General features: G+C 59.8%; 21 protein-coding genes and 1 tRNA gene. All 22 read left to right on the forward strand.

The window, feature by feature from the left end:
• The first annotated feature begins 75 nt into the window (after positions 1–75).
• Positions 76–1,191 carry an endonuclease/exonuclease/phosphatase family protein gene (locus K9U38_RS00125; RefSeq protein WP_224492312.1) on the forward strand — a complete coding sequence of 372 codons (1,116 nt, stop codon included), beginning with the start codon at positions 76–78 and terminating at the stop codon, positions 1,189–1,191.
• A 3-nt stretch (positions 1,192–1,194) separates the two neighbouring features.
• Positions 1,195–1,908, forward strand: coding sequence for an NUDIX hydrolase (locus tag K9U38_RS00130; protein WP_224492313.1), 714 nt, complete (start codon positions 1,195–1,197; stop codon positions 1,906–1,908).
• An 80-nt stretch (positions 1,909–1,988) separates the two neighbouring features.
• A complete protein-coding gene (locus K9U38_RS00135) occupies positions 1,989–2,906 on the forward strand; it encodes a PhzF family phenazine biosynthesis protein (protein WP_224492314.1) in 918 nt (305 codons plus the stop codon).
• Positions 2,907–3,020: 114 nt separating this feature from the next.
• Positions 3,021–3,096, forward strand: a tRNA-Lys gene (locus K9U38_RS00140).
• A 288-nt stretch (positions 3,097–3,384) separates the two neighbouring features.
• A complete protein-coding gene (locus tag K9U38_RS00145; protein ID WP_224492315.1) occupies positions 3,385–3,840 on the forward strand; it encodes a GNAT family N-acetyltransferase in 456 nt (151 codons plus the stop codon).
• A 500-nt stretch (positions 3,841–4,340) separates the two neighbouring features.
• A complete protein-coding gene (locus K9U38_RS00150) occupies positions 4,341–5,213 on the forward strand; it encodes a branched-chain amino acid ABC transporter permease (protein ID WP_224492316.1) in 873 nt (290 codons plus the stop codon).
• Entirely contained in the window at positions 5,210–6,250 is a 1,041-nt protein-coding gene (locus K9U38_RS00155; protein ID WP_224492317.1) for a branched-chain amino acid ABC transporter permease, read from the forward strand. Before K9U38_RS00150 ends, K9U38_RS00155 begins: the two co-directional genes overlap by 4 nt.
• Entirely contained in the window at positions 6,247–7,044 is a 798-nt protein-coding gene (locus K9U38_RS00160) for an ABC transporter ATP-binding protein (RefSeq protein ID WP_255606840.1), read from the forward strand. The genes K9U38_RS00155 and K9U38_RS00160 overlap by 4 nt, the downstream gene beginning before the upstream one ends.
• Positions 7,037–7,753 (forward strand): ABC transporter ATP-binding protein, encoded by a 717-nt coding sequence (locus K9U38_RS00165; protein ID WP_224492318.1) that lies wholly within the window; start codon positions 7,037–7,039, stop codon positions 7,751–7,753. The genes K9U38_RS00160 and K9U38_RS00165 overlap by 8 nt, the downstream gene beginning before the upstream one ends.
• A gap of 142 nt (positions 7,754–7,895) precedes the next feature.
• On the forward strand, positions 7,896–8,561 hold the full coding sequence (gene npdG, locus K9U38_RS00170) for an NADPH-dependent F420 reductase (protein ID WP_224492319.1): 666 nt from the start codon (positions 7,896–7,898) through the stop codon (positions 8,559–8,561).
• A 4-nt stretch (positions 8,562–8,565) separates the two neighbouring features.
• On the forward strand, positions 8,566–9,339 hold the full coding sequence (cofE, locus tag K9U38_RS00175; protein ID WP_224492320.1) for a coenzyme F420-0:L-glutamate ligase: 774 nt from the start codon (positions 8,566–8,568) through the stop codon (positions 9,337–9,339).
• Entirely contained in the window at positions 9,336–10,328 is a 993-nt protein-coding gene (gene cofD / locus K9U38_RS00180) for a 2-phospho-L-lactate transferase (RefSeq protein WP_224492321.1), read from the forward strand. The genes cofE and cofD overlap by 4 nt, the downstream gene beginning before the upstream one ends.
• A gap of 2 nt (positions 10,329–10,330) precedes the next feature.
• The gene (gene cofC, locus K9U38_RS00185; protein WP_224492322.1) at positions 10,331–11,029 is read left to right on the forward strand and encodes a 2-phospho-L-lactate guanylyltransferase; all 699 of its coding nucleotides are present in this window, start codon (positions 10,331–10,333) and stop codon (positions 11,027–11,029) included.
• Positions 11,029–13,461, forward strand: coding sequence for a 5-amino-6-(D-ribitylamino)uracil--L-tyrosine 4-hydroxyphenyl transferase CofH (gene cofH, locus K9U38_RS00190; protein ID WP_224492323.1), 2,433 nt, complete (start codon positions 11,029–11,031; stop codon positions 13,459–13,461). The genes cofC and cofH overlap by 1 nt, the downstream gene beginning before the upstream one ends.
• A gap of 148 nt (positions 13,462–13,609) precedes the next feature.
• On the forward strand, positions 13,610–15,109 hold the full coding sequence (locus K9U38_RS00195) for a pyridoxal-phosphate dependent enzyme (protein WP_224492324.1): 1,500 nt from the start codon (positions 13,610–13,612) through the stop codon (positions 15,107–15,109).
• A gap of 36 nt (positions 15,110–15,145) precedes the next feature.
• Complete coding sequence (locus K9U38_RS00200) at positions 15,146–16,111, forward strand: CoA transferase subunit A (protein ID WP_224492325.1); 966 nt, start codon at positions 15,146–15,148, stop codon at positions 16,109–16,111.
• A complete protein-coding gene (locus K9U38_RS00205; protein WP_224492326.1) occupies positions 16,104–16,874 on the forward strand; it encodes a CoA-transferase subunit beta in 771 nt (256 codons plus the stop codon). Before K9U38_RS00200 ends, K9U38_RS00205 begins: the two co-directional genes overlap by 8 nt.
• Before the next feature lie 19 nt (positions 16,875–16,893).
• Positions 16,894–17,886 (forward strand): LLM class flavin-dependent oxidoreductase, encoded by a 993-nt coding sequence (locus tag K9U38_RS00210; RefSeq protein WP_224492327.1) that lies wholly within the window; start codon positions 16,894–16,896, stop codon positions 17,884–17,886.
• Positions 17,887–17,960: 74 nt separating this feature from the next.
• On the forward strand, positions 17,961–19,244 hold the full coding sequence (locus K9U38_RS00215) for an ArgE/DapE family deacylase (protein WP_224492328.1): 1,284 nt from the start codon (positions 17,961–17,963) through the stop codon (positions 19,242–19,244).
• A gap of 208 nt (positions 19,245–19,452) precedes the next feature.
• Positions 19,453–20,592: a Re/Si-specific NAD(P)(+) transhydrogenase subunit alpha gene (locus K9U38_RS00220; protein WP_224492329.1), complete on the forward strand. Its 1,140-nt coding sequence runs from the start codon at positions 19,453–19,455 to the stop codon at positions 20,590–20,592.
• A gap of 64 nt (positions 20,593–20,656) precedes the next feature.
• On the forward strand, positions 20,657–20,968 hold the full coding sequence (locus K9U38_RS00225; protein WP_224492330.1) for an NAD(P) transhydrogenase subunit alpha part 2: 312 nt from the start codon (positions 20,657–20,659) through the stop codon (positions 20,966–20,968).
• Positions 20,965–22,353: an NAD(P)(+) transhydrogenase (Re/Si-specific) subunit beta gene (locus K9U38_RS00230; RefSeq protein ID WP_224492331.1), complete on the forward strand. Its 1,389-nt coding sequence runs from the start codon at positions 20,965–20,967 to the stop codon at positions 22,351–22,353. Before K9U38_RS00225 ends, K9U38_RS00230 begins: the two co-directional genes overlap by 4 nt.
• Positions 22,354–22,485 lie beyond the last annotated feature (132 nt).

Below are 22,485 nucleotides of genomic sequence, written 5' to 3' on the forward strand. Positions count from 1 at the left end.
CTGGCAGCAAATCACCAATAAGGTATGTTGAAGCTACGTTGCTTCCCCGAAGATAGTTTCAACACCGAGTTTTGCATGTCCGTTCGTCTCGCTACCTTCAACGTCGAAAATCTGATGAACCGTTTTGATTACTCGGGATTCAGGAACAATCTCAACAAGGACCGGACCCTGCAACTCTTCCAGATACAGGACGAAGAGCAATACCGGCAGCTGGAACAGGCAAGGACAATCGCGCATGCGGACGATATGCGCCAGCTGACAGCGCTCGCGATCGCCGAAACGCACGCGGATATTCTCTGCCTGCAGGAGGTCGACAATATCGGTGCGCTCAATGCCTTCGAGTTCGGCTATCTGTTCAAGATGATCGGGGAAGGGTACCGGCACAAATTCATGGTCGAGGGCAATGACAGTCGCGGCATTGATGTTGCGGTGCTGATGCGGGACCAGACTCGCCATGGCGATGCGATAGAATTTGTCGGGATGACCAGCCACGCCCACGTCACTTACAACGACTTCGGTATATATGAACCCCAGCTTGCCTTGTTGGGGATTGAGCCACATGAGCGCATCTTCAAGCGCGATTGCCTTGAAGTGGACGTTCGCATCGGCGGCAAGCCCCTGACGCTTTTTGTCAGTCATTTCAAATCGATGGGCACGCCGCGGAACGGCATGGACGGCCGTACCTCGACGATGCCGGTGCGCGTTGCGGAAGCCAAGGCAGTGCGGCGAATCATCGAAAACAAATTTGCGCATAGCGGCGGACCGGCCGCCAAACACTGGGTCATATGCGGCGACTTCAATGATTATCGCGAGAGGATCGTCATTGGCGGCGATTCGCTTGCCGGATTTACCTTCAGCCCCGTCAGTGAGGCAGAGAGCAGTTTGGACGTGCTATTGGGCGATGGCTTTTGCGAGAACCTCGTTGAGCGGCGGCCGGTGATGGATCGCTGGACGCTCTATCACACGCGCGGCCCCGAGGAGCGGCACCTGTGCCAGCTTGACTATATATTGGCCTCGCCGGCACTGGCACGAAGCAATGCCGACGCCATTCCGGACATTATTCGCCGCGGCCAACCCTATCGGACCATATTTCCGCCCAAGCAGGAGGTAGAACTGTTTCCGCGGACAGGCTGGGACCGTCCCAAGGCGAGTGACCATTGTCCGGTCACGGTTACTTTGAACATGATCTGAGCGATGCAGAATATTCCCGAGAAGACCGTCATCCCGCTAACAAGCGCCGTCGTCTGGATTGACAGTGCTCCGCTACGTTACGAGCTGGATCACAATGCCGACATCGCCGCGCGTTGGGCCGACGAGACTGGCGCCAATCCGGCGCTGTTCAACGGGCCATTCTTCATGGCCGAGCGGGCCGATGTGGTAAACCGGGCATTCGAGGCGAGGTATCACCGAACCCGGTTTGCCACAATGATGCACTGGAAGGCCAATGCCGCCAGCAACAAGCCCTGGCACATATTCAGTGTGGGGGTCATCGTTTCGAACGACAACAAACTCATTGCCGGCCGTATGTCAGCTTCAACGGCTGCGGCAGGGCGCGTCTATTTTCCTGCCGGGTCCTATGACGAGAGCGATGTTGTGGGTGAATATGTCGATATTGATGGTAATATGTTGCGTGAGGTCGAGGAAGAAACCGGCGTCAGGCTGTCGGAGGCAAGTCATCGGGACGCACATATGCATCTGGTCTCAGCAAACCGCAGCATCGCCTTGTTTCGCAGGCATTATTTCGCGGCTCCCGCAGCCGATCTGATTGAGCGGATCCGTCGCCATATTGCTGCCGAAGCCGATTCCGAGCTCGATGATGTCACGGCGATTTCCGCCGCGGGAGAAATGGGCGACAGCACGCCCGATACATTCCGGACATTCGCCGACTGGCACTTTGCGCAGGGCTGAATGTCACCGTCACAAGGTTTGTCTTGCATGGACAAGGCCTTGTTCTATTTTCGCCCGATACCAATTGGGGAGCAATACCGATGCGCGGTCGCAGCTATGAGGTCTTTGACGTTTTCACCGACAAGGTGCTGACCGGAAATCCCCTCGCCATCGTCCACGATGCGGAGGGCCTCGACGATCAGGCCATGCAGCGGATTGCGCGGGAGTTCAACCTTTCCGAAACGGTATTCGTGCTGCCCGCCAAAAACCCGGCCCATACGGCCTGGGCACGCATTTTTACGCCCGACTATGAAATGCCGTTTGCCGGGCATCCGACGGTCGGAACAGCCATAGCGCTGGCGCAGCGGCGCTTCGGCGCCGTCGAAGACGATCAGGATGCCTTGATCATTCTCGAAGAGCAGGTCGGGCCGGTCCGTTGCGGCGTCAGGCTGAATGCCGAAGGTGCCTTTGCCGAATTCGACCTTCCGCGCCTGCCGCAGTCCATACCCTACAAGTACGACAAAATCGCCATAGCCAACGCCTTGCGGCTCGAGCCGAGAGAGATCGGCTTCGAGAACCATGTGCCGAGCATATGGGACGCCGGCGTGCCGTTTCTGTTGGTACCCATCCATGGGATTGAGGCCGCCGGGCGCATCAGGATCAACCAGACCGCCATGAAGGATGTGGCGCCGACGATTGGTCACCGGCAACTGCCGGTCTATTGCTATTGCCGGGAAACGATCCTGCATGGCAGCCATTTTCATTCGCGCATGTTCGTCAGCGACGACGGGACCTATGAAGATCCGGCAACGGGTTCGGCCACGGCGGCTTTTGCGGGCGCCATCCATGCCTTCGACAGGCCGCTTGACGGGCTGCTGCGCCTTGTCATCGAGCAGGGACATGAGATGGGCAGGCCATCAAGCTTGCGCCTGGAACTTGATATCGCTGACCAGAAGCTGACCGGCGGGCGCATCGGCGGCGCGGCGATCAGGATTGCCGAGGGCAGGCTGTTCGTCTGACCCATGCTTCTCGTCGCAGTTGTGCACTGCCGTCATAAAGTTTTCAAGAAGGGCTGGACAGGCAAGATTTGCCCCGTTATAGAGCGCTCACTTTCGGTCGTCAAAGCGGCTGACGGGCACATAGCTCAGTTGGTAGAGCAGCTGACTCTTAATCAGCGGGTCGTAGGTTCGATCCCTACTGTGCCCACCAATCAAAACCAGCAACCTGGGATGTTTCGTTCCAGTTGCTGGTTTTTTTGTTGAACTCACATCCCCCCGCCTCAAGTCGTTGCCGGTTGACAATCGCCTTCGGCGATAAGCATCAGACATCGATATGGCCCAGCCCTGATTGCGATTCGTGGCTCTGGGGAATGTGGCAAGGAATTCCTAGATTCCCGCATTGGTGGCATGCGTACAGCAGGCCCTAACCATGAAGGAATTGGACGTGAAATGCAGAACATCCCCCTCGGGGGCTGCCTTTGCCGCGACGGAGATGCGCATGAGCCTGGATCCAGAGATCAGAGCCGTAAGGGAACCGTCGGAAATAATCGCCTGTCACGCGGTGATGTCGCAGTTGCGACCCCACCGAAATCACCAGGATGCGTTCCTGCAGCAGGTCCTGCGGCAATTTCAACAGGGCTATCTCCTGTCTGCCGCCTGGACCGGAACAAAGATCGTCGGCGCCGTGGGCTATCGCGTCCAGGAGAACCTGCTTCACGGGCGGTTCGTCTATGTGGATGATTTGGTTGTCGACGAGAATTCGCGGGGCGGCAGGCTGGGAGCGAAGCTGCTGTCCGTCGCGCGCGATCATGCACTCCAGTCCGGTTGCAAGCACTTTGTGCTCGACACAGGACTGCACAAGGCACTCGCTCAACGCTTTTACTTCCGCGAAGGACTGCTGGCCCACGCCATGGGATTCGTCGAGTGTCTCGATGAAGCCACCGAAGGAAGGTGACGCTGATTCTTTGCGCCCTCGCGGGCGGAGGAACGCCTGAGCGAATGCGTGCGGCCGAGTGGCTTTGCTTATCGCCGTTCTGCCCAGCGTCAGTGGCCCGGCCAATCTCAACGAGCCGGCCAATGGGGACATCTCCTGCGGCAGCGGCATCGATGATTCCGACCATCAGATAAAAATTCCGAATAGCGGTTGCGAAATTCTCCGAATAATATTATCTTCCTAACAATAAGAAGATATGACCAATTTGTCGAATTCCGTTGGTTGAGCCGATTGGGCAGTTGATCCGCCCGGTAAGGGAACCACTACGAGAGAGTCGGAATAGGGGCAAATAATGGCGGCCGGGCGGGAGGTGTCCGGCTACTTCAAAAGGTGAGGAATTTTAGCCGATTTCGGGCACTTCATGGGACATCTGCGAACCGGGGTCCTGGCTGGCCGTTTCGGCGGCTTCGGCGTCTTGCGCCGCAGGCCTGCAATCGATGCGAACAGGTGAGGAGACTGTCTTGGACCAATTGCTGCAGCATCTCGTCAATACACTGATAATGGGCGGCACCTACGCGCTGCTCGGTATCGGTCTGACTCTGATCTTCGGAATAATGAGGATCGTCAATTTCACGCATGGTGAGCTTTATACGTTTGGCGCGTATATGATGTACTTCTTCGCCACCATACTCGGCATGAACTTCTTCGTTTCAATCGCCTTTGCGATCGCTGCCGGTATGGTGTTGGGGGCGCTCATCGAGTTTACCTTGCTCCGCAACAAGCGTGGAGCCGACATCGATACCACGATGCTGCTCATGATCGGCGCATGGATCATATTCCAGAATGTGGAGCAGCTCACCTGGGGAGGAATTGCAAAATCGATTCCGTCGCCGCTGCCCGAGCAACCTTTGACGCTCGGCCCAGTGTCGCTTTCCTGGCTTCGCGCGATGGTGCTTGTCGTTGCCCTGGCGCTGATTGCCGCGACCTATGTCGTCATAAACCGTACCAAGCTTGGTAAGGCGATGCGCGCGACGTTCCAGGACAGCAACACCGCTGCCCTGATGGGCGTGAATATCAACGCGATCTACACCACGACCTTCGGACTGGGATCCGCCCTCGCGGCTGCAGCCGGAGCGCTGCTCGGTCCGGTCTTCGTCGTAACGCCGACGATGGGCGACCTTGCATCCCTGAAAGCGTTCGCCATCGTCATTCTTGGTGGTCTCGGCAACATTTCAGGAGCCGCCATAGGCGGGTTCATTCTCGCTTTCGCCGAGGAGATCGGTGCCGGGTACATCTCGTCGGGTTACCGCGATGCGATGGGATTCGTGATCATCATCATAGTTCTTCTTTTCAAACCAACGGGTCTCTTCGCCCGGACGGAGCGCGTCGGATGAAACGTTACCTTCCCATCATCGCCCTTCTCTTCTTTGCTTCGGTGCCGCTCTGGCTTCACGACAAATATTATCTGCACACATTGGTCGTCGCCGGGATATTCATGCTCGCAGCCATGAGTCTCAACCTGCTGCTGGGATATACCGGGCAGCTCAGTCTCGGCCATGTGGCCTTCTTTGGAATTGGTGCATATACCAGTGCGCTGACGTCGCTCGGTTTCAGCCTTTCCATTTTCGGCTACCAGATAACCCATGAACCATGGCCGCCATTCATCGGAGTAATCCTTGGAACGGCAGTTGCGGGTCTGTGCGGCTATCTGATCGGCAAGCTCGCGTTTCGGGTGCGCGGAGCGTATTTCGTCATTGTGACGGTCAGCTTCGCCGAGGTCGTCCGGCTCGTCGCCCTCAACTGGGTCGAACTCACGAACGGGCCGCTGGCGCTGCCCGGTATCCCGCCGCTGACCCTCGGTTTCGAGTGGACAGGATATATGACGTTCCTGAGCAAGGCTCAGAACTACTATCTCGTGCTCGCCTTTATCGCGTTCGCCTATGTCGTCATCAAGCGCCTGGTCTACTCGCCCTACGGCCGCGCGATGATCGCCTTGCGTGAGAACGAGACCCTGGCTGTTTCCGTCGGCATCAGCGTCACCAGATATCTCGTGCTGGCGGCCGTGTTTTCTGGAGCACTCGCGGGCCTGGCGGGCACCCTCTATGCCCATTACATCCAGATCATCGACCCCATGATTTTCATGTTCCTCAATACTGTCACCATGGTCATCATGGTGATTACTGGCGGCAAGGGCACGCTTGCCGGTCCGGTTGTGGGCGGGCTCATCTTCGGCATCGCACCGGTGATCCTGCGCAACTATGTCGGTCCTGAGGTTCAGTGGATTCTCTATGGTGTGCTGATGATCCTCATCGTCTACGTGCTGCCTGACGGCATCGTTCCGGCCATTGAGCGCTGGTTCAACCGGCCCCCCACGCCCGCTGAGAAAAACGGATCCTCCTTGGCCCTCCAGACCGGGAAAGGCAGAGCATGATAAACCCGCAGACCAAACTTTCCGCCCCCATCCTCACGGTCGAGCACGTTGCGGTGCACTTCGGCGGCCTCGTCGCCATCTCGGACATGAATTTCGAGGTGCATGAAGGAGAACTCGTCAGCCTCATAGGCCCGAATGGGGCAGGCAAGACGACCGCCTTCAACGTGATCACCGGGTTCCAGAAGCCGACCCAAGGCAATGTGACGTTCCGTGGCACATCGCTCAACGGACTGAAGCCGCACGAGGTCACGCGGCTCGGTCTGGTGCGCACGTTCCAGCGGACCAGCGTTTTCGAAAAGATTTCGGTTTTTGAGAATGTTCTGATCGGCCTGCACCGGCGCACGGCTGCAAGCCTGTTCGGTACGCTCCTCTCCCTGCCGAAGGAACGCAGCGCAGAGGAGGCGCTCCGCGAGCAAGCGTGGGAAATCCTGCGGCTCGTCGGAATTGAGCATGAGGCCGATGAGCTTGGCGGAAGCCTGCCTTACGGCGACCAGAGGCTGCTGGGAGTCGCTCTGGCGCTTGCGGCAAGTCCACGGGCCCTGCTGCTCGACGAACCGGTTTCCGGCATGAACGCATCGGAGACGGCACGATTCGTTGAGTTGCTCAACAAATTGCGGTCAAAAGGAACAACGATCGTGCTCGTGGAACATGACATGCCCATGGTCATGGGCATCTCCGACCGCATCGTCGTTCTGAACTACGGACGCATCATCGCGAATGGCACGCCTTCGGTCATCCAGAACGACCCCGAAGTCATAAAGGCCTATCTTGGGGGAGGGATCAAGCATGCTTGAAATCAGAAATCTTGTCTGTTGCTACGGAAAGGTCACAGCCCTCAAGGGCATATCCCTGAAGGTTCCCGCCAACAAGCTTGTGGTGCTCGTCGGCGCCAACGGAGCGGGCAAAAGCACGACGCTGCGCGCGATCTCCGGTATCGTTCCGGCGTCTCGGGGGCAAATCTTCTTCAACGGCGAAGAGATAACGGGCCTTGCGGCGAGCCGCATCCTTGCACGGGGCATCGCGCACTGTCCGGAAGGCCGCCGTGTCTTCGGACAGATGACGGTGCTGGAAAACCTTGAGATGGGGTGCTATCTCCGCACGGATGCGAAAGGTATTGCCGACGACATAGACCGTATCCTCGGTCTGTTCCCGCGACTGGCGGAGCGCCGGAAGCAGATCGCGGGCACGCTCTCGGGCGGTGAGCAGCAGATGCTCGCCATCGGCCGCGCGATGATGTCGCGCCCGAAACTCATCATGTTCGACGAACCGTCGCTCGGCCTGGCGCCGAACATCGTCGAACAGACCTTCAACATCATCAAGGGCATCCGCGAATCCGGCACCACTGTGCTGATGGTTGAGCAGAACGCTTTTGCAGCGCTCGACATGTGCGACTACGCCTATCTGCTCGAGGCCGGCACCATGGCCCTCGAGGGCCCAGGTGAACGATTGATAAACGACCCCCATGTTCGTGAAGCCTACCTCGGAGCGGGCATGCACGCCTGATTTTTACCTGTTTTTCTCACTTGATCTATCTTACTAATGATAGTACCATTTTAATGTGACGAACATGGGCGCGTCCTTCTTCGGAAGACCGGTAAGGGCCGCCCAGCCATCGTCCCAGCAACCAAGTGAGGCAGGAAAAATCATGGAAGAGACGTCGAAGCCCATCATAGGCATCATCGGAGGAACCGGGGACCTTGGATCAGGTCTTGCAAAGGCCTGGGCGGCTGCCGGCTACAAGGTCGTGATCGGCTCGCGCTCCCGCGAAAAAGCAGTTGCAGCGGCTGTAGAGCTTGGATCAGGTATCAGCGGCGAAGACAATGCCGGGGCCGCGTTGGCGGCAGATGTCGTGGTGCTTGCTGTGCCCTTTGCCAGCCACGACGCCTCACTCGAAGAAATCAAACATGCCGTCCAGGGCAAGATCGTGGTCGATGCGGCAGTCCCACTGGTGCCGCCGAAGGTTTCCGTGGTTCAGCTCCCCGGTGAGGGGTCCGCGGCCCAGATTGCCCAGCGCATCCTAGGACCGGATGTGCGTGTCGTTTCCGCCTTCCACAATGTCGGCGCGGCCAAGCTGCACAAGGGCGGGCGCGCGGACTGCGATGTCCTCGTATTCAGCGACGACAAGGAAGCCCGCAACCAGGTGATAGAACTGGCCGCTGCGGTTGCCAAACGCGGCGTTGGCGGCGGTTCGCTTGCAAACTCGGCCGCAGGGGAGGCGCTCACGTCTGTTCTGATCTGGATCAATCGCCAGTACAAAGTCCTCGGCGCCGGAATCAGCATCACTGGCCTTGAAGAAGCTGTCCAGGCCTGAAGTCATGCCAGCAGTATCGCCCGTCTCCTTCTACGCCCTCCGGGGGCTTCCGCTTATCGAGCCGGGCGACGACCTTGCCGCCCTCATCAGTGCCAATCTGCGCAAGAACGACCTCGAGCTTGTCGACGGTGACATCCTCGTTCTCGCTCAGAAAATCGTCTCCAAGGCGGAAGGATGCTACGTCAATCTGGACGACGTCATACCTTCGGAAACAGCGCGTACCCTTGCTGCGAAGGTCGGCAAGGACCCGCGCCATGTGGAAGTCGTGCTCTCCGAATCCGATGAGATCGTCAAGGTCGGCCCCAATGTCATTGTCGTGGCACACCGGCTTGGTCTCGTGATGGCAAATGCCGGCGTAGACGAATCCAACATCAGCCATGGCGACGGAAGCGGCCGGGTGCTGCTGCTTCCACGGGATCCTGACGAATCGGCGGCCTTGCTGAAGGCAAGCCTGGACTCCATGTTTGGCGTCTCGGTGGGCGTGATCATCAACGACAGTTTCGGCAGGCCATGGCGCAACGGCGTCGTCGGCGTCGCCATTGGTGCTGCGGGCGTCCCGTCGCTTGTCGACCGGGTCGGTGCAAGTGATCTTTTCGACCGCAAGCTCAAGGTGACCGAGATTGCATCTGCCGACGAACTCGCATCGGCCGCCTCGCTTTGCATGGGGCAGGCGGCAGAGGGCGTTCCCGCCGTGCTTGTGCGGGGCTTCCGGTCGGGCGAGCCAAATCGCCCGGCGTCAGCACTCATACGCAGCCGCGAGAGGGATATGTTCCGATGAAGGGATCCAAGGACAATACAAATTCTGGCGGCCGAATCGTTGCCCTGTGCGGCGGGGTTGGCGGGGCAAAGCTAGCCCTTGGCCTTGCGCGCGTTCTTGGCGAGGATCTGACCGTCATCGTCAACACCGGTGACGATTTCGAACACCTCGGCCTGCACATATCACCGGATATCGACACGGTTCTCTATACGCTGTCCGGCCTCGCCAACAGGGAGCTTGGCTGGGGTCGCCGCGATGAAAGCTGGAACTTCATGAAAGTTCTGCAGGACCTCGGTTCGGAAACGTGGTTCCAACTGGGCGACCGGGATCTCGCCCTGCATGTGGAGCGTACGCGTCAATTGAAAGCGGGCAATTTGCTGACACGCATTACAGGCGCAGTCGCCGCCCGCTTCGGCATTTCGGCTCAGATATTGCCGGTGAGCGATGACCCGGTGCGGACGACAGTCATTGCGGAAGGTCGGCCGCTGCCATTCCAGCGTTATTTTGTCGAACAACGCTGTGCACCGGTGGTCGAGAGAATTATGTTTGATGGCGTGGCGGAGGCGCGGCCGACGGCTCAGGTTGCGGCAGCATTGCGCGACCCAAAGCTGCGGGCGGTCGTCATCTGTCCTTCCAATCCATTCCTCAGCATCGATCCCATCCTTGCTGTTCCCGGTATGCGCGGGCTCATTGAAGCGGCAGCTGTCCCCGTGATCGCGGTTTCGCCGATCATTGCCGGCAAGGCGGTCAAGGGACCCACGGACAAGATCATGGCCGAACTTCGCGTGCCTGCCACGTCGCAGGCGATTGTCAAACATTACGGCGGGCTGCTCGACGGCCTGGTAGTGGATGAAGCGGATGGCGGCGACGCGGCGGCCCTTCCAGTGGAATCCCTCGTCACGCCGACACTGATGAAAACGGAAGAGGATCGGGATCGTGTGGCACGCGCCGTGCTCGATCTGGCTGCACGCCTCTCAGCGCGCAGCCTTGCGGAGGCCGGGAGCGAATGACCATGGCGGCATCTGTCTCAGGCATATGGGCCATTGTCCCGATAAAGCGCCTCGACCATTCCAAGAGACGCCTCTCCGACATGCTCGACCCGTTGGAGCGCTGCGAACTGGCGTGGGCAATGGTCCGCGACGTGCTTGACACGTTAAGCGTTGTGCAGTCGCTTGGCGGGATCCTCGTCGTCACAAACGATCCGCAAGCTGCAGGCTATGCCCGGGCCCGGGGTGCGGTAACGCTCGCCGATACACGGGAGGCCGGTACAAATGAAGCCGTTCGGGCCGGTATGGCCTGGCTGATGGATCGCGGCGCGGCCGGTGCTATCGTCGTGCCGGGCGATATTCCTTTCGCCGGCGAGGATGAGTTCTCCATGGTGCTCGCGAAGCTTGGCACGCACCCAGTGGTGCTTGTGCCGGCCGCACGCGATGGCGGCACCAATGTGCTGGCGATAGCTCCCTTGGGCGCAATCGCGGTCGCTTACGGCGAGAACAGCTTTGCGCGGCATTTGGCGGCGGCGCAGGAGGCGGGCATCGGGGCGCATGTGCTTCGGCTCGAGGGCGCCGGCCATGACATCGATGTTTCCGGCGATCTTTTCATTGATGCGGGACAGGGAAGGGCCGTCCGGACGCGCACCTGGCTCAAACGCATTGCACGGCCCACTCCGGCGGCCCCCGGAACCGAACTCTGCAAGGAGATATTTCAGTGATGACGACCCAGATAAACATTCCCGAGAACCTCGGCCTCGACCAGCGATTGAGCCGCGATCAGGCCCTCAGCCTTGTCGATATAGCCGACATCGGGCCGCTACTGAAAGCGGCTGGACGGCGCCGTGACGCCGCCCATGGCGGGATCGTGTCCTATTCCCGCAAAGTCTTCATCCCGTTGACGCAGCTTTGCCGGGACGTTTGCCACTACTGCACGTTCGCGCACCCGCCCCGCAAGGGCGAAAAGGCATTCCTGACGCGGGAGCAGGTGCTGGCGATTGCGGAGGCAGGCAAACGCGCCGGTTGCAAGGAGGCGCTCTTTACGCTCGGCGACAAGCCTGAACTGCGTTACCGCAGTGTCCGCGAGGAACTGCGCGAGCTCGGTCACGAGACCACGCTGTCCTACCTGACCGAGGTTGCCGGGCTGGTGCTGCGCGAGACAGGGCTGCTGCCACACGTCAATCCTGGCCTTCTGTCGGATGCCGACTTCGCGGCGCTGCGTCGGGTTTCCATCTCTCAAGGCATCATGCTCGAAACCACCTCCGACCGGCTCTGCACCAAGGGTGAAGCCCATCACGGTTCGCCAGACAAGGTTCCGGCGGCACGCCTCGATACGATTCGGCGGGCGGGGCAGCATGACGTCCCTTTCACCTCGGGCATCCTGATTGGTATCGGAGAGACCCGAGAAGAGCGCATTGATTCCCTGCTTGCCTTGCGTGACCTCAATGACGCCCACGACCATATCCAGGAAGTGATCGTGCAAAACTTCCGGCCAAAACCCGGCACGCGCATGGAGGACGTCGAGGCTCCGCAGGTTGAGGATCATCTTTGGACAATTGCGATGGCACGGCTGATCTTCGAGCCGGAAATGAACATCCAGGCACCGCCCAACCTCAGCCCCGGCGCTCTGAAGCAGCTGGTGGACGCCGGCATCAATGACTGGGGCGGGGTGTCGCCCGTGACCCCGGACCATGTCAATCCGGAGGCCCCCTGGCCGCATCTGCAGGAGCTGGCGGCGGAAACGAAGGCTGCCGGAAAGGATCTCGCCGAACGGCTGGCGATTTATCCGGCCTATGCCCGCCATCCGCAGCGCTGGGTGGAAGAAAAGCTGCGCAAGCCGCTTTACGATCTCGTCGACGCTGATGGTTGGCCGCGCACCGATGACTGGTGTCCCGGCCGAGCCGATCCGTTGCCCGCAGCCGACCTGGCCCTTGTCCGGGGGCAGGGACCGGTATCTGCCGGAGTTCAAGTCGAAGCGATTGTCGACAAGGCACTTGAGGGCCGGCCGCTCAACGAGCGGGAAATCGTGCGGCTGTTCAGGGCTCGGGGTGACGAATTCACGGCCGTCTGCCGCGCGGCCAACGACCTGCGCCGCAGCGTTAACGGCGACGTCGTGAGCTATGTGGTGACGCGCAACATCAACTACACCAATATCTGCTATTTCAAATGCCAGTTCTGCGCCTTTTCCAAGGGTAAGCTCAGCGAGAATCTGCGCGGCAAACCTTACGATATCGGTATGGACGAGGTGGAGAGACGCGTCCAGGAAGCGTGGGAACGCGGGGCATCGGAAGTCTGCATGCAAGGCGGCATCCATCCTTCCTACACCGGGCAGAAATATCTGGACATCTGTGCTGCAGTGAAGGGGGCGGTGCCAGAGATGCATCTCCACGCCTTCTCCCCTCTCGAGGTCTGGCAGGGCGCCCGGACCCTTGGGATTTCCGTCGCCGAGTTCCTCAGCGACCTCAAGGACGCCGGCCTGAAATCCCTGCCGGGAACGGCAGCGGAAATCCTCGACGATGAAGTACGCGCGTCGCTGTGCGCCGACAAGATCAACACCGGCGAGTGGCTCGATGTCATGCGCACCGCCCATGGCCTGGGCTTGCGTTCGACCGCGACGATCATGTTCGGCCATATCGAGCGTTATGAGCATTGGGCGCGGCACCTGATCCGGGTGAGGGACCTGCAGATGGAGACGGGCGGCTTTACCGAATTCGTGCCGCTACCGTTCGTGCACATGGAAGCGCCAATCTATCTCAAGGGCAGGTCGCGGCGTGGCCCGACCTTCCGGGAATCGATCCTGATGCATGCCGTCTCGCGGCTGACGCTCAATCCGCACATCACCAATATCCAGGCTTCCTGGGTCAAGCTTGGCCCGGATGGCGTCAGACAATGCCTTGAAGCGGGGGTCAACGATCTTGGCGGGACCCTGATGGACGAGAGCATCTCGCGTTCGGCAGGGGCGAGCCACGGCCAGGAAATGACACCGGCGCGAATGGAGGAGATCATCCGCTCGTCGGGACGCCTGCCGCGCCAGCGCAACACGCTCTACGGCAATGCTCCGGCCAGCCGGCGTGAGCGGTCATTTGATGCCGTCCAGCAGCCGCATCTGCTGGCCAACACGGCCGGTCAACTTCGTACGGCCTGCGGCGAATAATTACAGGAACTCCGGCTCTCGAACTTTGTACGAGAATATTCATTCTATCTTATAGACATCCTATAAATAGAATGATAGGTTCTATGATTAGGAAGATAGTTTGACTTTCCGTCCGGTAGGGCGGTTCAACGGACCGGAGTGCTTGTAAATGGCCCACGCGGCGGGATTTGTGGCGAAAGCGGAAGTGGTCGACCGCACGACTCGGAAGGCGGCGGTCGCCTGTGCCCGCGGGGCAGGAGTCGTACTGCCAACGTTCGCGGAACTTGCCGGAACGCTGCCGCTGCCGCGTGCGATCAACGAACGCCTTGCTGATGTCGATCCCGACCAGAAGGACCCGTCCAACCTGTGGCGGGTGCACTGGTTCAATGCCCGCGACCGTCGCCACCGCACTGACGTTCCCGATCATATCGTGCTTTCGCCGGCGCTGACCGGGGTTTCGGCGCCCATCGTTGTCCTGATTGGATCACGATTCCCCATGATCGGAGCCCACAAGGTGCTGCCTGCCTATGCGGGGCTTGTGAGCCTGCTTGTGACGGGGCAGTTCGATCCCCGTCGCCACCGCGCCGTCTGGCCGTCGACCGGCAACTATTGCCGGGGCGGCGTCGCCATTTCACGTATCCTTGGCTGTGATGGCGTTGCAGTGCTGCCGGAGGGCATGAGTTCGGAGCGTTACGACTGGCTTGAAAAATGGGTCGCAGATCCGGCGCATATCGTCCGGACCGTCGGCACCGAGAGCAACGTCAAAGAAATCTATGACAAGTGCCATGAGCTCGCACAGAACAGCGACAACGTTATCCTGAACCAGTTTTCCGCATTCTCGAATTACATGGTCCACCATTCCTGCACCGGCGCGGCCTGCGACCGTGTCTTTGCAGCGCTGGAGGGCAAGCGTGACGGCGCCCGCCTCGCAGCGTTTGTTTCGGCGACGGGCTCGGCTGGAACGATTGCGGCCGGCGACTACCTTAAATCTGCTCACGGCACGCGCATCGCCGCGGTTGAAGCGCTTGAATGCCCGACCATGCTCGAGAATGGGTATGGCGAGCATAATATCCAGGGCATTGGCGACAAGCATATCCCGCTCATTCACAATGTGATGAACACGGATTTCATCATCGGCGTTTCGGACCGGGTAACCGACAGGCTGAACGTGCTTTTCAACTCCGACACCGGTCGCGCATGCATCGCCCGGCAGACGGGATTGTCGCGGGAAGAGCTCACGGAATTCGAGGAGATCGGCCTGTCGGGCTTTGCCAACATCGTTGCTGCCATCACGCTGGCTCGTCACATGAATTACGGCGCTGACGACGTCATCATGACGGTCGCCACGGACAGCGCCCGAATGTATGGCACCGAAGCCGCGGCCGCACGGCAGAAATTCTTCGCCGATGGCTTCAATGATGCCGATGCGGAGCATGTCTATGCGTCCTGCCTCTCTGACAACACGTCCAATCAGTTGCTCGAAACGGGCCAGGCGGGACGGCGACGCATTTTCAATCTTGGTTACTACACCTGGGTCGAGCAGCAGGGCGTTTCGATCGAGGATTTCGATGCCCGCAGCGAGCAGTCGTTCTGGCAGGACATCGCCCAATCGGTTCCGGCGTGGGACCGCCTGATCACGGAATTCAACGCCGACGTCGGCCTGAACTAGAAGCAGTCGGTGCGCGGCCGACGAAAGGAGGTAATTGTGCTAGAAGCCCAGTTAGAGCCCTACACACGGCTCAGGGAAAACATTTCGAAGCGGGACAGAAGCCTGCGCGAGAAAGTAGTCTCGCTTGAGGAAGCGGCCTCGTTTGTCCAGGACGGCATGAAGGTCGGCATCGGTGGATCGACCATGTCCCGCACGCCGATGGCGCTGATCTGGGAGGTCATCCGGCAGCGCCGCAAGAACCTGTCCTGCTCCCGTTGCATCGTTTCGACGGATGGCGACCTGCTGTTCGGATCCGGCGTGTCGGACCACATCATCACAAGTTGGTTTGCCCAAGGCATTCTCTGGGGACTCTCCAAGGTAATGCGTCATCACGTTGAGACCCAGAAGAAGAACTATGAAGAATGGAGCCATATGGGCATCGGCATGCGCTTCCGCGCCGGAGGCATGGGCGTTCCATTCCTGCCGATGCGAGCAATGCTCGGGTCGGACGTGATGAAGCAGCGTCCTGAAGCAAAGCCGGTCAATTGCCCCTTTACGGGAGAGAAGCTCCTGCTTGTCCCGGCTCTCAACCCGGACGTGGCGCTCATCCATGTCCAGCGCTGCGACCAATATGGCAATGCGCAGATCGACGGGCTGCAATTTATGGACATCGATCTGGCGCTTGCGGCCAATCGCGTGATCCTGACGACGGAGCGGATCGTGTCCAACGACCAGATCCGGCGCGCCCCTGACCAGACCAAAATACCGTTCTTCTGTGTCGATGCGGTTGTAGAGGTTCCCTACGGTTCCGCCCCGCACGAGTGCTTCGGGCTCTACGAGCCTATGCTCAAGCACATGGAAAGCTATGTGGCGCAGGTCAATGCCGACCCCGTCAATGGCATGCGTGAATACCTTGAGCGGTACTTCTACGAGCCGAAGTCCTGGAACGAATACCTCGCACTGATCGGCATGGAGGAACTCCTCGAGGCAAGCCAGAGAGGCCGGAGCATCTACAATGACTGAAGCGCAACGCTACACAGCAACAGAAATTCTCGCAATCCTGAGCGCACGCCAGCTGCGGGACGGGCAAGTGGTATTTGCAGGCGTCGGAATTCCGCTGCTGGCCGCCACGCTGGCGCAAAGGCTGCGCTGCCCGGGTCTCACGATTCTTTTCGAGGGCGGTGTGATCGGGGCCTTCGTCGAGCCGGGCAAGCTGCCGCCGTCGACCAATGACCAACGCTGCACGAAGCGGGCCAACATGGTCCTCGGCAGTGCCGACGTGCTGCTGCTTCTGCAGCGCGGCTATGTGGATGTTGGCTTCATGGGCGGAGCTCAGATCGACCAGTATGGCAATCTCAATTCGTCCTTTATTGGCGATCCCGCTGCGCCGAAGACACGTCTGCCGGGCACGGGCGGGGGGAACGACATTTCGAGCCTCACCAACATGATCGTCGCCATGAAGCATGAGAAGCGGCGGTTCGTCGAACACGTCGACTTCATCACCAGTCCCGGATTCATCCGAGGCGACGAAAGCCGGGGGGAGAGCGGGCTGCCGATGGGCGGCATGTTCCGGGTCATCACCGAACTGGCGGTGTTCGGCTTTTCCGAGAGGAGCCGCCGGATGAAGGTCCTGGCGCTTAATCCCGGCGTAAGCCGTGAGGAGGTTCAGGACAACACGGGTTTCAGTCTGGACTTCGACGAAACGACCGCGATGACCGAACCGCCCACCGACAGCGAACTTCAAACCCTGCGGCTGCTTGATCCCGAGCGTCTGTTCACTGCCTAAACCATTTTCGGAGGAAACAATGACCACTGCAATTTCCAACACATTCGGCATTGCCGCACGAAACTTCACCGCCTATCCGGAAATGCCGAACGCGCGCGCGCTGGTCGACTACGGCGTGCGGATCGAAGAGCTTGGCTACGATTCACTCTGGGTCTGGGACCACATGCTCCTCGGTGTCGACCCGAATTTTCCCATCATAGATTCTCTTACGGTGCTGACTGGCGTTGCCGCGCGTACCAAACGCATCAAGCTTGGAACCGGAATTCTCGTCCTGCCGCTGCGCAATCCTGTTGCACTCGCTAAGCAGCTGTCGAGCATGGACCAGCTTTCGGAGGGCCGTCTTCTGATGGGCATGGCAGGCGGCTGGTACAAGCGCGAGTTCGACGCGATGGGTCTGCCCTTCAACAAGCGCGGCAAGATCATGGATCAAAACCTCGAGATCATGCAGCGTCTGTGGACGGAGGAACTCGTCACCGGTCAGTACACGGTTGCTGACAAGGACGCTGGAGAGTTTCAGATCGAGTATAATCTCTCGAAGGCGGTCATGTACCCGAAGCCGGCCCAGGATCGCATTCCGATCCTCATCGGCGGTTACGCCGACGCTGCTCTTAGGCGCGCCGGAGCGAGCGGTGATGGCTGGCTGACCTATTTCTACCGTGCGGAAGATTTCAGGAAATCCTGGGACAAGGTGCTCAACGCGGCGATAGAGGCGGGCAAGGATCCGGACAAGGTGATGAACGCCTCGCAGCTGCCGATCATGGTCGGACCCTCAAAGGAAGCTGTCCACGACGACATGATGGATTGGCTCAACAAGGAGTGGGACTTCCCCGAACACAGCGACTGCACGCGTGAAAGCGCCATCATGGGCTCGGTCGACGAATGCGTCGAACAGCTGCGCGCGCACCTTGACGCGGGCGTCCAGAAGATCATCTTCGTTCCCTACAAGTACCAGATGGACCAGATCGAAACGATCGCCCGCGACATCATCCCCCGCCTGAAGGCTGGCCGGTAATCCCGCAGCAATACATCCTTCGCTACCCGCTCGCGGGTAGCGTCCACTTCCAACCGAAATGCGGACCCAATTCCATGAGCGATCCTATCCGACAGAAAATCCTTGATAAAATCGATGCCTCGCGAGAGCACGCCATCACATTCCTTCAGGACATGGTGGCAATTCCAAGCGTCACCGGCGATGAGGCGGAAATCCAGAAATTCATGAACCGCCACCTTAGCGGCATCGGTCTCGACGTCGACATGTGGGAGACGGACTGGGATGAGCTCAAGGAGCATCCAGGCTATCGCCCCGTCGCACGCGGCTATGAAGGCCGTCCCAATATCGTAGCCACCATGAAGGGCACAGGCGGCGGACGCTCGCTGCTCCTGAACGGTCATACTGACGTTATCCCTGTTGGTAATGGCGAGGGCTGGAGCGACAATCCGTGGTCGGCAAAGATCGAGAACGGACGCATCTATGGTCGCGGATCGTGCGACATGAAAAGTGGTGTTGCCAGTCACGTGCTCGCCGTTCAATATCTGAAGGAACTTGGGCTTACGCCAAAGGGCGATGTCCTGATCAATATTGTCATCGACGAGGAGGTGAGTGGTCACGGGACGCTCGATACCGTGATCCGCGGCTACAAGGCGGACGCCGGTATCTCGGGCGAAACGAGTGACCTGCACGTCCAGCCCGCCTGCATCGGCCGTATCTGGTTCGAGATCGAAATCCAGGGCAAGCCCGCGGGCATCCAGCAGCGCTATCTCGGCGTAAGCGGCATTGCGCTCGGCCAGAAGATAGTCCAGGCCGTGCAGGAACTCGAGGATCATCGCGTCGCGACTATCAAGCATCCGCTTTACCCGAGCGCGATCGACTCGCTGCCCTGCATCATCGGCAGCTTCCAGGCAGGCAATTATCCAAGCGCTTTCCCGGCGTCGGCGCTGCTCAAGGGCTCCATCGGTACGGTGCCCGGCGAGGACCATGAAGGCGTCAAGCAAAGCCTCGTCAGGAAGATTGCCGAATGCGCGGCAGAGGATCCGTGGATGAGGGACCATCCGCCGGTCGTCCGCTTCGTCGGCTACGACGCCGAGGCGTCGGAGATCGCGCGCGATCATCCGATCGTGAACATCGTCGGCGGAGTCTACAAGGAGCTGACAGGCAAGGAGCCGACCATCAGCGGTCGCCAGGGCGCAGCCGATACGCGCTTCCTGAATAGTTATGGGGAGACCCCGACCGTCATCTTCGGCCCAGGATCCACGGCGATCATGCACGCCAACGACGAATATGTTTCCATCGATGACTACATCACCTCGATCAAGGTCATGGCACTCAGCATCTACGACTGGTGCAACGGCGAGCCGCTGGAGAAAGCGTAGGATCTGTCCGCCAACGTTTTCTCCTGGAGAAGGGGCGCCGGTTTCCGGCGCCCTTTTTCTTTCCGGGTATTTTGCAGCGCAAAATTGATGCTATCTTACTATAAATAGGTTGACTTAAAGATAGACTCGAGTCAAAGTAAACGCGACGTCGAAGGGCGACCGGATTTTCCGGATAACCCTCCCGTAAAATCAACAAGGAGATAAGGTCATGCATATTGCGGTGTTGTCCGAAACGGTGACCGACACACGGGTGGCGATCACGCCCGAGACGGTCAGAAAATATGGGGCGCTTGGCGGCAAGGTTCACATTGAAGGCGGGGCGGGCGATCGCGCCGGCATCTCGGACCAGGACTTTCAGGATGCGGGGGCCAACATGGTTCCCGATGCCTTTTCGGCCGTGAAGGATGCCGACATCGTGCTTGCCGTTGGTCGCCCGAACGAAGCGGTCATCCGTGCGTGCAAGCCGGGTGCCGCGATTTTCGCGACCATGGATCCGCATCGCGCAAACGGGGCGCTTGATGTTTTTGCCAGCGCCGGTGTCAACGCCTTCGCCATGGAGCTCATGCCGCGCATTACCCGCGCGCAATCAATGGATGTCCTTTCGAGCCAGGCCAATCTGGCCGGCTACCGCGCTGTCATCGATGCGACCGCGGAGTTCTCGCGACTGCTTCCGATGATGATGACCGCGGCCGGTACCATACCGGCGGCACAGGTGTTCGTAATGGGTGCTGGCGTCGCCGGACTCCAGGCGATCGCGACGGCCCGGCGGCTCGGGGGCGTTGTGACTGCAACCGACGTGCGTCCGGCCACGAAGGAACAGGTTGCCTCGCTCGGGGCGAAGTTCGTCGCCGTCGAAGATGACGAGTTCAAGGCGGCCGAGTCGTCCGGGGGCTATGCCAAGGAAATGTCGAGGGAATATCAGGCAAAGCAAGCGGAACTCATCGCCGACCACATAGTAAGGCAGGACATCGTAATAACCACGGCCCTGATCCCCGGTCGGCCCGCGCCGCGTCTCGTCACGCAGGATATGGTCGATGCGATGCGTCCCGGTTCGGTGCTTGTCGATCTCGCCGTCGACAGCGGCGGCAACGTCGAGGGCTCGCGGTCGGGAGAGGTCGTGACGACGAGCCGCGGTGTGAAAATCATCGGAAATTCAACTATCTCGAAGGTTGGCACGACCGCGTCCAATCTCTATGCCCGCAACCTTTACAGCTTCGTGTCGACCTTGATCGACCGCGACAAGATCGCGCTGTCGATCGACTGGGACGACGAGCTCGTCAGGAGCACCAACCTGACGCGCGACGGGATCATCGTTCATCCGACATTCAAGGGTGAAAAACCCAACTAGGTCGTCCTCCCAACGCACCGTCGGCATCTGGCCGGCGGTGCGTCAACCATCCTGGAGACAAACCATGACACCGACTGCCACAATTCAACTTTTCGTCTTTCTTCTCGCCGGGTTTGTCGGTTTTCAGACCATCAGCCGCATTCCGCCTTTGCTTCACACGCCCCTGATGGCGGCAACCAACGCTATATCCGGCATTTCTCTGGTCGCTGCACTGGTTCTTGCCGGTGCCGAGCAGAGCCTGCTCAGCAGCGTGCTTGGTGCCGTTGCGGCCGGTTGCGCAACCGCCAACATCGTCGGCGGCTTTCTGATCACTGACCGTATGCTGGCCATGTTCAAACCGGCCAAGACCGATATCGACGGAGCGCCCAAGCAATGACCGGCACGATCATTCAACTTGCCTATTTGTTTGCGGCGGCGCTGTTCATCCTCGCCCTGCGCGCGCTGGGCCAGCCGGCAACAGCGCGGCGGGGCATGCAAATGGCCGCTTTCGGCATGCTTGTGGCCGTTTGCGCCACGCTCCTTGACCAGCGTATCGTGACCTATGAGTGGCTGGCCGTCGGCGTCATCGCTGGCGCGGTTATCGGCTACCCCATGGGCATGTGGGTGCCGATGACCGCGATGCCGCAGCGTATCGCCTTCAGCCACGCCTTCGGTGCGTTGGCGGCAACGCTCGTCGGTGTCGGAGAGTATCTGCACGGCCTGCATGAACACACCCTCACACACGGCCAGACGCTCGCACTCGGCTTCGAAGTATTGCTTGGCACCCTCACGGTAACAGGCAGCCTCATGGCCTTCGGCAAGCTGCAGGAGATACTACCCGGTGCACCGGTCACATTCCGCGGCCAGAACGTCTTCAACCTTTCTCTCCTCGCGACTGGCGTCGTGTGCCTCGCCTGGCTGGTCGTAGCGCCCTTCAGCCCGCAGATATTCCTCGCCATCCTGGTAATCGGATTCCTGGTTGGCATCCTGATGGTCCTGCCAATCGGCGGTGCCGACATGCCTGTCGTGGTATCCCTGCTCAATTCCTATGCCGGTCTGGCGGCAGTCGCCACCGGCTTTGCCCTCGACAACAATATCCTGATCGTCGTCGGGGCCCTTGACGGGGCGAGCGGCTTCATCCTGTCGATGGCCATGAGCAAGGCGATGAACCGATCCTTTGCCAACGTGCTGTTCGGCGCGTTCGGAGCTGAGAAGGGTGGCGATGGCGCTGCCGCTTCGGCGGCGGGCGGTGAGATGGTGGCCATCGGCTTCGATGAGGCCGCCATGCGTCTGGCCTTTGCCCAGCGCGTCATCATCGTGCCGGGATACGGACTTGCCGTGGCACAGGCGCAGCATCAGGTGCGCGAGCTGGTCGGCCTGATGGAAAAGCGTGGGGTCGACGTCCGTTTCGCCATCCATCCGGTCGCCGGCCGCATGCCCGGGCACATGAACGTACTTCTTGCCGAAGCGGGGGTTTCCTATGATAAACTCGTCGACATGGAGGACATCAACGACCGCTTCGCCGAAGCCGATGTGGTACTTGTGGTTGGTGCCAATGACGTGGTCAATCCGGCGGCCCGTACCAACAAAAGCTCGCCGATTTACGGGATGCCGATCCTCAACGTCCAGGACTCGAAGAGCATCATCGTGTTGAAACGCGGACGCGGCAAGGGCTTCTCCGGTGTCGAAAATGACCTGTTTGTCTCACCCAAGACGAACATGCTTTTCGGTGACGCGAAGGAGTCGATCATCCAGCTCGGCGCCGAAGTAAAACTCGCGTGAGTGCAGTTGGGGCAGGAAGCTTCCTGCCCTGGTTGTCGTTGGGTCAAATGGCCACAGGGCGACAAATGTGTTGCGGTCATCCTATAAATAAGATGACATCTGCCGAGGCTGGGAGGCCGCCCGCCAAACCAC

This window comes from Phyllobacterium lublinensis (assembly GCF_020164435.1).
GTDB lineage: Bacteria > Pseudomonadota > Alphaproteobacteria > Rhizobiales > Rhizobiaceae > Phyllobacterium > Phyllobacterium lublinensis.

What these genes read in the sequence shown, in the direction of transcription:
- K9U38_RS00125 (WP_224492312.1), top strand. Translation starts at nt 76, where the DNA reads ATGTCCGTTCGTCTCGCTACCTTCAACGTCGAAAATCTGATGAACCGT.
- K9U38_RS00130 (WP_224492313.1), top strand. Translation starts at nt 1,195, where the DNA reads ATGCAGAATATTCCCGAGAAGACCGTCATCCCGCTAACAAGCGCCGTC.
- K9U38_RS00135 (WP_224492314.1), top strand. Translation starts at nt 1,989, where the DNA reads ATGCGCGGTCGCAGCTATGAGGTCTTTGACGTTTTCACCGACAAGGTG.
- K9U38_RS00145 (WP_224492315.1), top strand. Translation starts at nt 3,385, where the DNA reads ATGAGCCTGGATCCAGAGATCAGAGCCGTAAGGGAACCGTCGGAAATA.
- K9U38_RS00155 (WP_224492317.1), top strand. Translation starts at nt 5,210, where the DNA reads ATGAAACGTTACCTTCCCATCATCGCCCTTCTCTTCTTTGCTTCGGTG.
- K9U38_RS00160 (WP_255606840.1), top strand. Translation starts at nt 6,247, where the DNA reads ATGATAAACCCGCAGACCAAACTTTCCGCCCCCATCCTCACGGTCGAG.
- K9U38_RS00165 (WP_224492318.1), top strand. Translation starts at nt 7,037, where the DNA reads ATGCTTGAAATCAGAAATCTTGTCTGTTGCTACGGAAAGGTCACAGCC.
- npdG (WP_224492319.1), top strand. Translation starts at nt 7,896, where the DNA reads ATGGAAGAGACGTCGAAGCCCATCATAGGCATCATCGGAGGAACCGGG.
- cofE (WP_224492320.1), top strand. Translation starts at nt 8,566, where the DNA reads ATGCCAGCAGTATCGCCCGTCTCCTTCTACGCCCTCCGGGGGCTTCCG.
- cofD (WP_224492321.1), top strand. Translation starts at nt 9,336, where the DNA reads ATGAAGGGATCCAAGGACAATACAAATTCTGGCGGCCGAATCGTTGCC.
- cofC (WP_224492322.1), top strand. Translation starts at nt 10,331, where the DNA reads ATGGCGGCATCTGTCTCAGGCATATGGGCCATTGTCCCGATAAAGCGC.
- cofH (WP_224492323.1), top strand. Translation starts at nt 11,029, where the DNA reads ATGACGACCCAGATAAACATTCCCGAGAACCTCGGCCTCGACCAGCGA.
- K9U38_RS00195 (WP_224492324.1), top strand. Translation starts at nt 13,610, where the DNA reads ATGGCCCACGCGGCGGGATTTGTGGCGAAAGCGGAAGTGGTCGACCGC.
- K9U38_RS00205 (WP_224492326.1), top strand. Translation starts at nt 16,104, where the DNA reads ATGACTGAAGCGCAACGCTACACAGCAACAGAAATTCTCGCAATCCTG.
- K9U38_RS00210 (WP_224492327.1), top strand. Translation starts at nt 16,894, where the DNA reads ATGACCACTGCAATTTCCAACACATTCGGCATTGCCGCACGAAACTTC.
- K9U38_RS00215 (WP_224492328.1), top strand. Translation starts at nt 17,961, where the DNA reads ATGAGCGATCCTATCCGACAGAAAATCCTTGATAAAATCGATGCCTCG.
- K9U38_RS00220 (WP_224492329.1), top strand. Translation starts at nt 19,453, where the DNA reads ATGCATATTGCGGTGTTGTCCGAAACGGTGACCGACACACGGGTGGCG.
- K9U38_RS00225 (WP_224492330.1), top strand. Translation starts at nt 20,657, where the DNA reads ATGACACCGACTGCCACAATTCAACTTTTCGTCTTTCTTCTCGCCGGG.
- K9U38_RS00230 (WP_224492331.1), top strand. Translation starts at nt 20,965, where the DNA reads ATGACCGGCACGATCATTCAACTTGCCTATTTGTTTGCGGCGGCGCTG.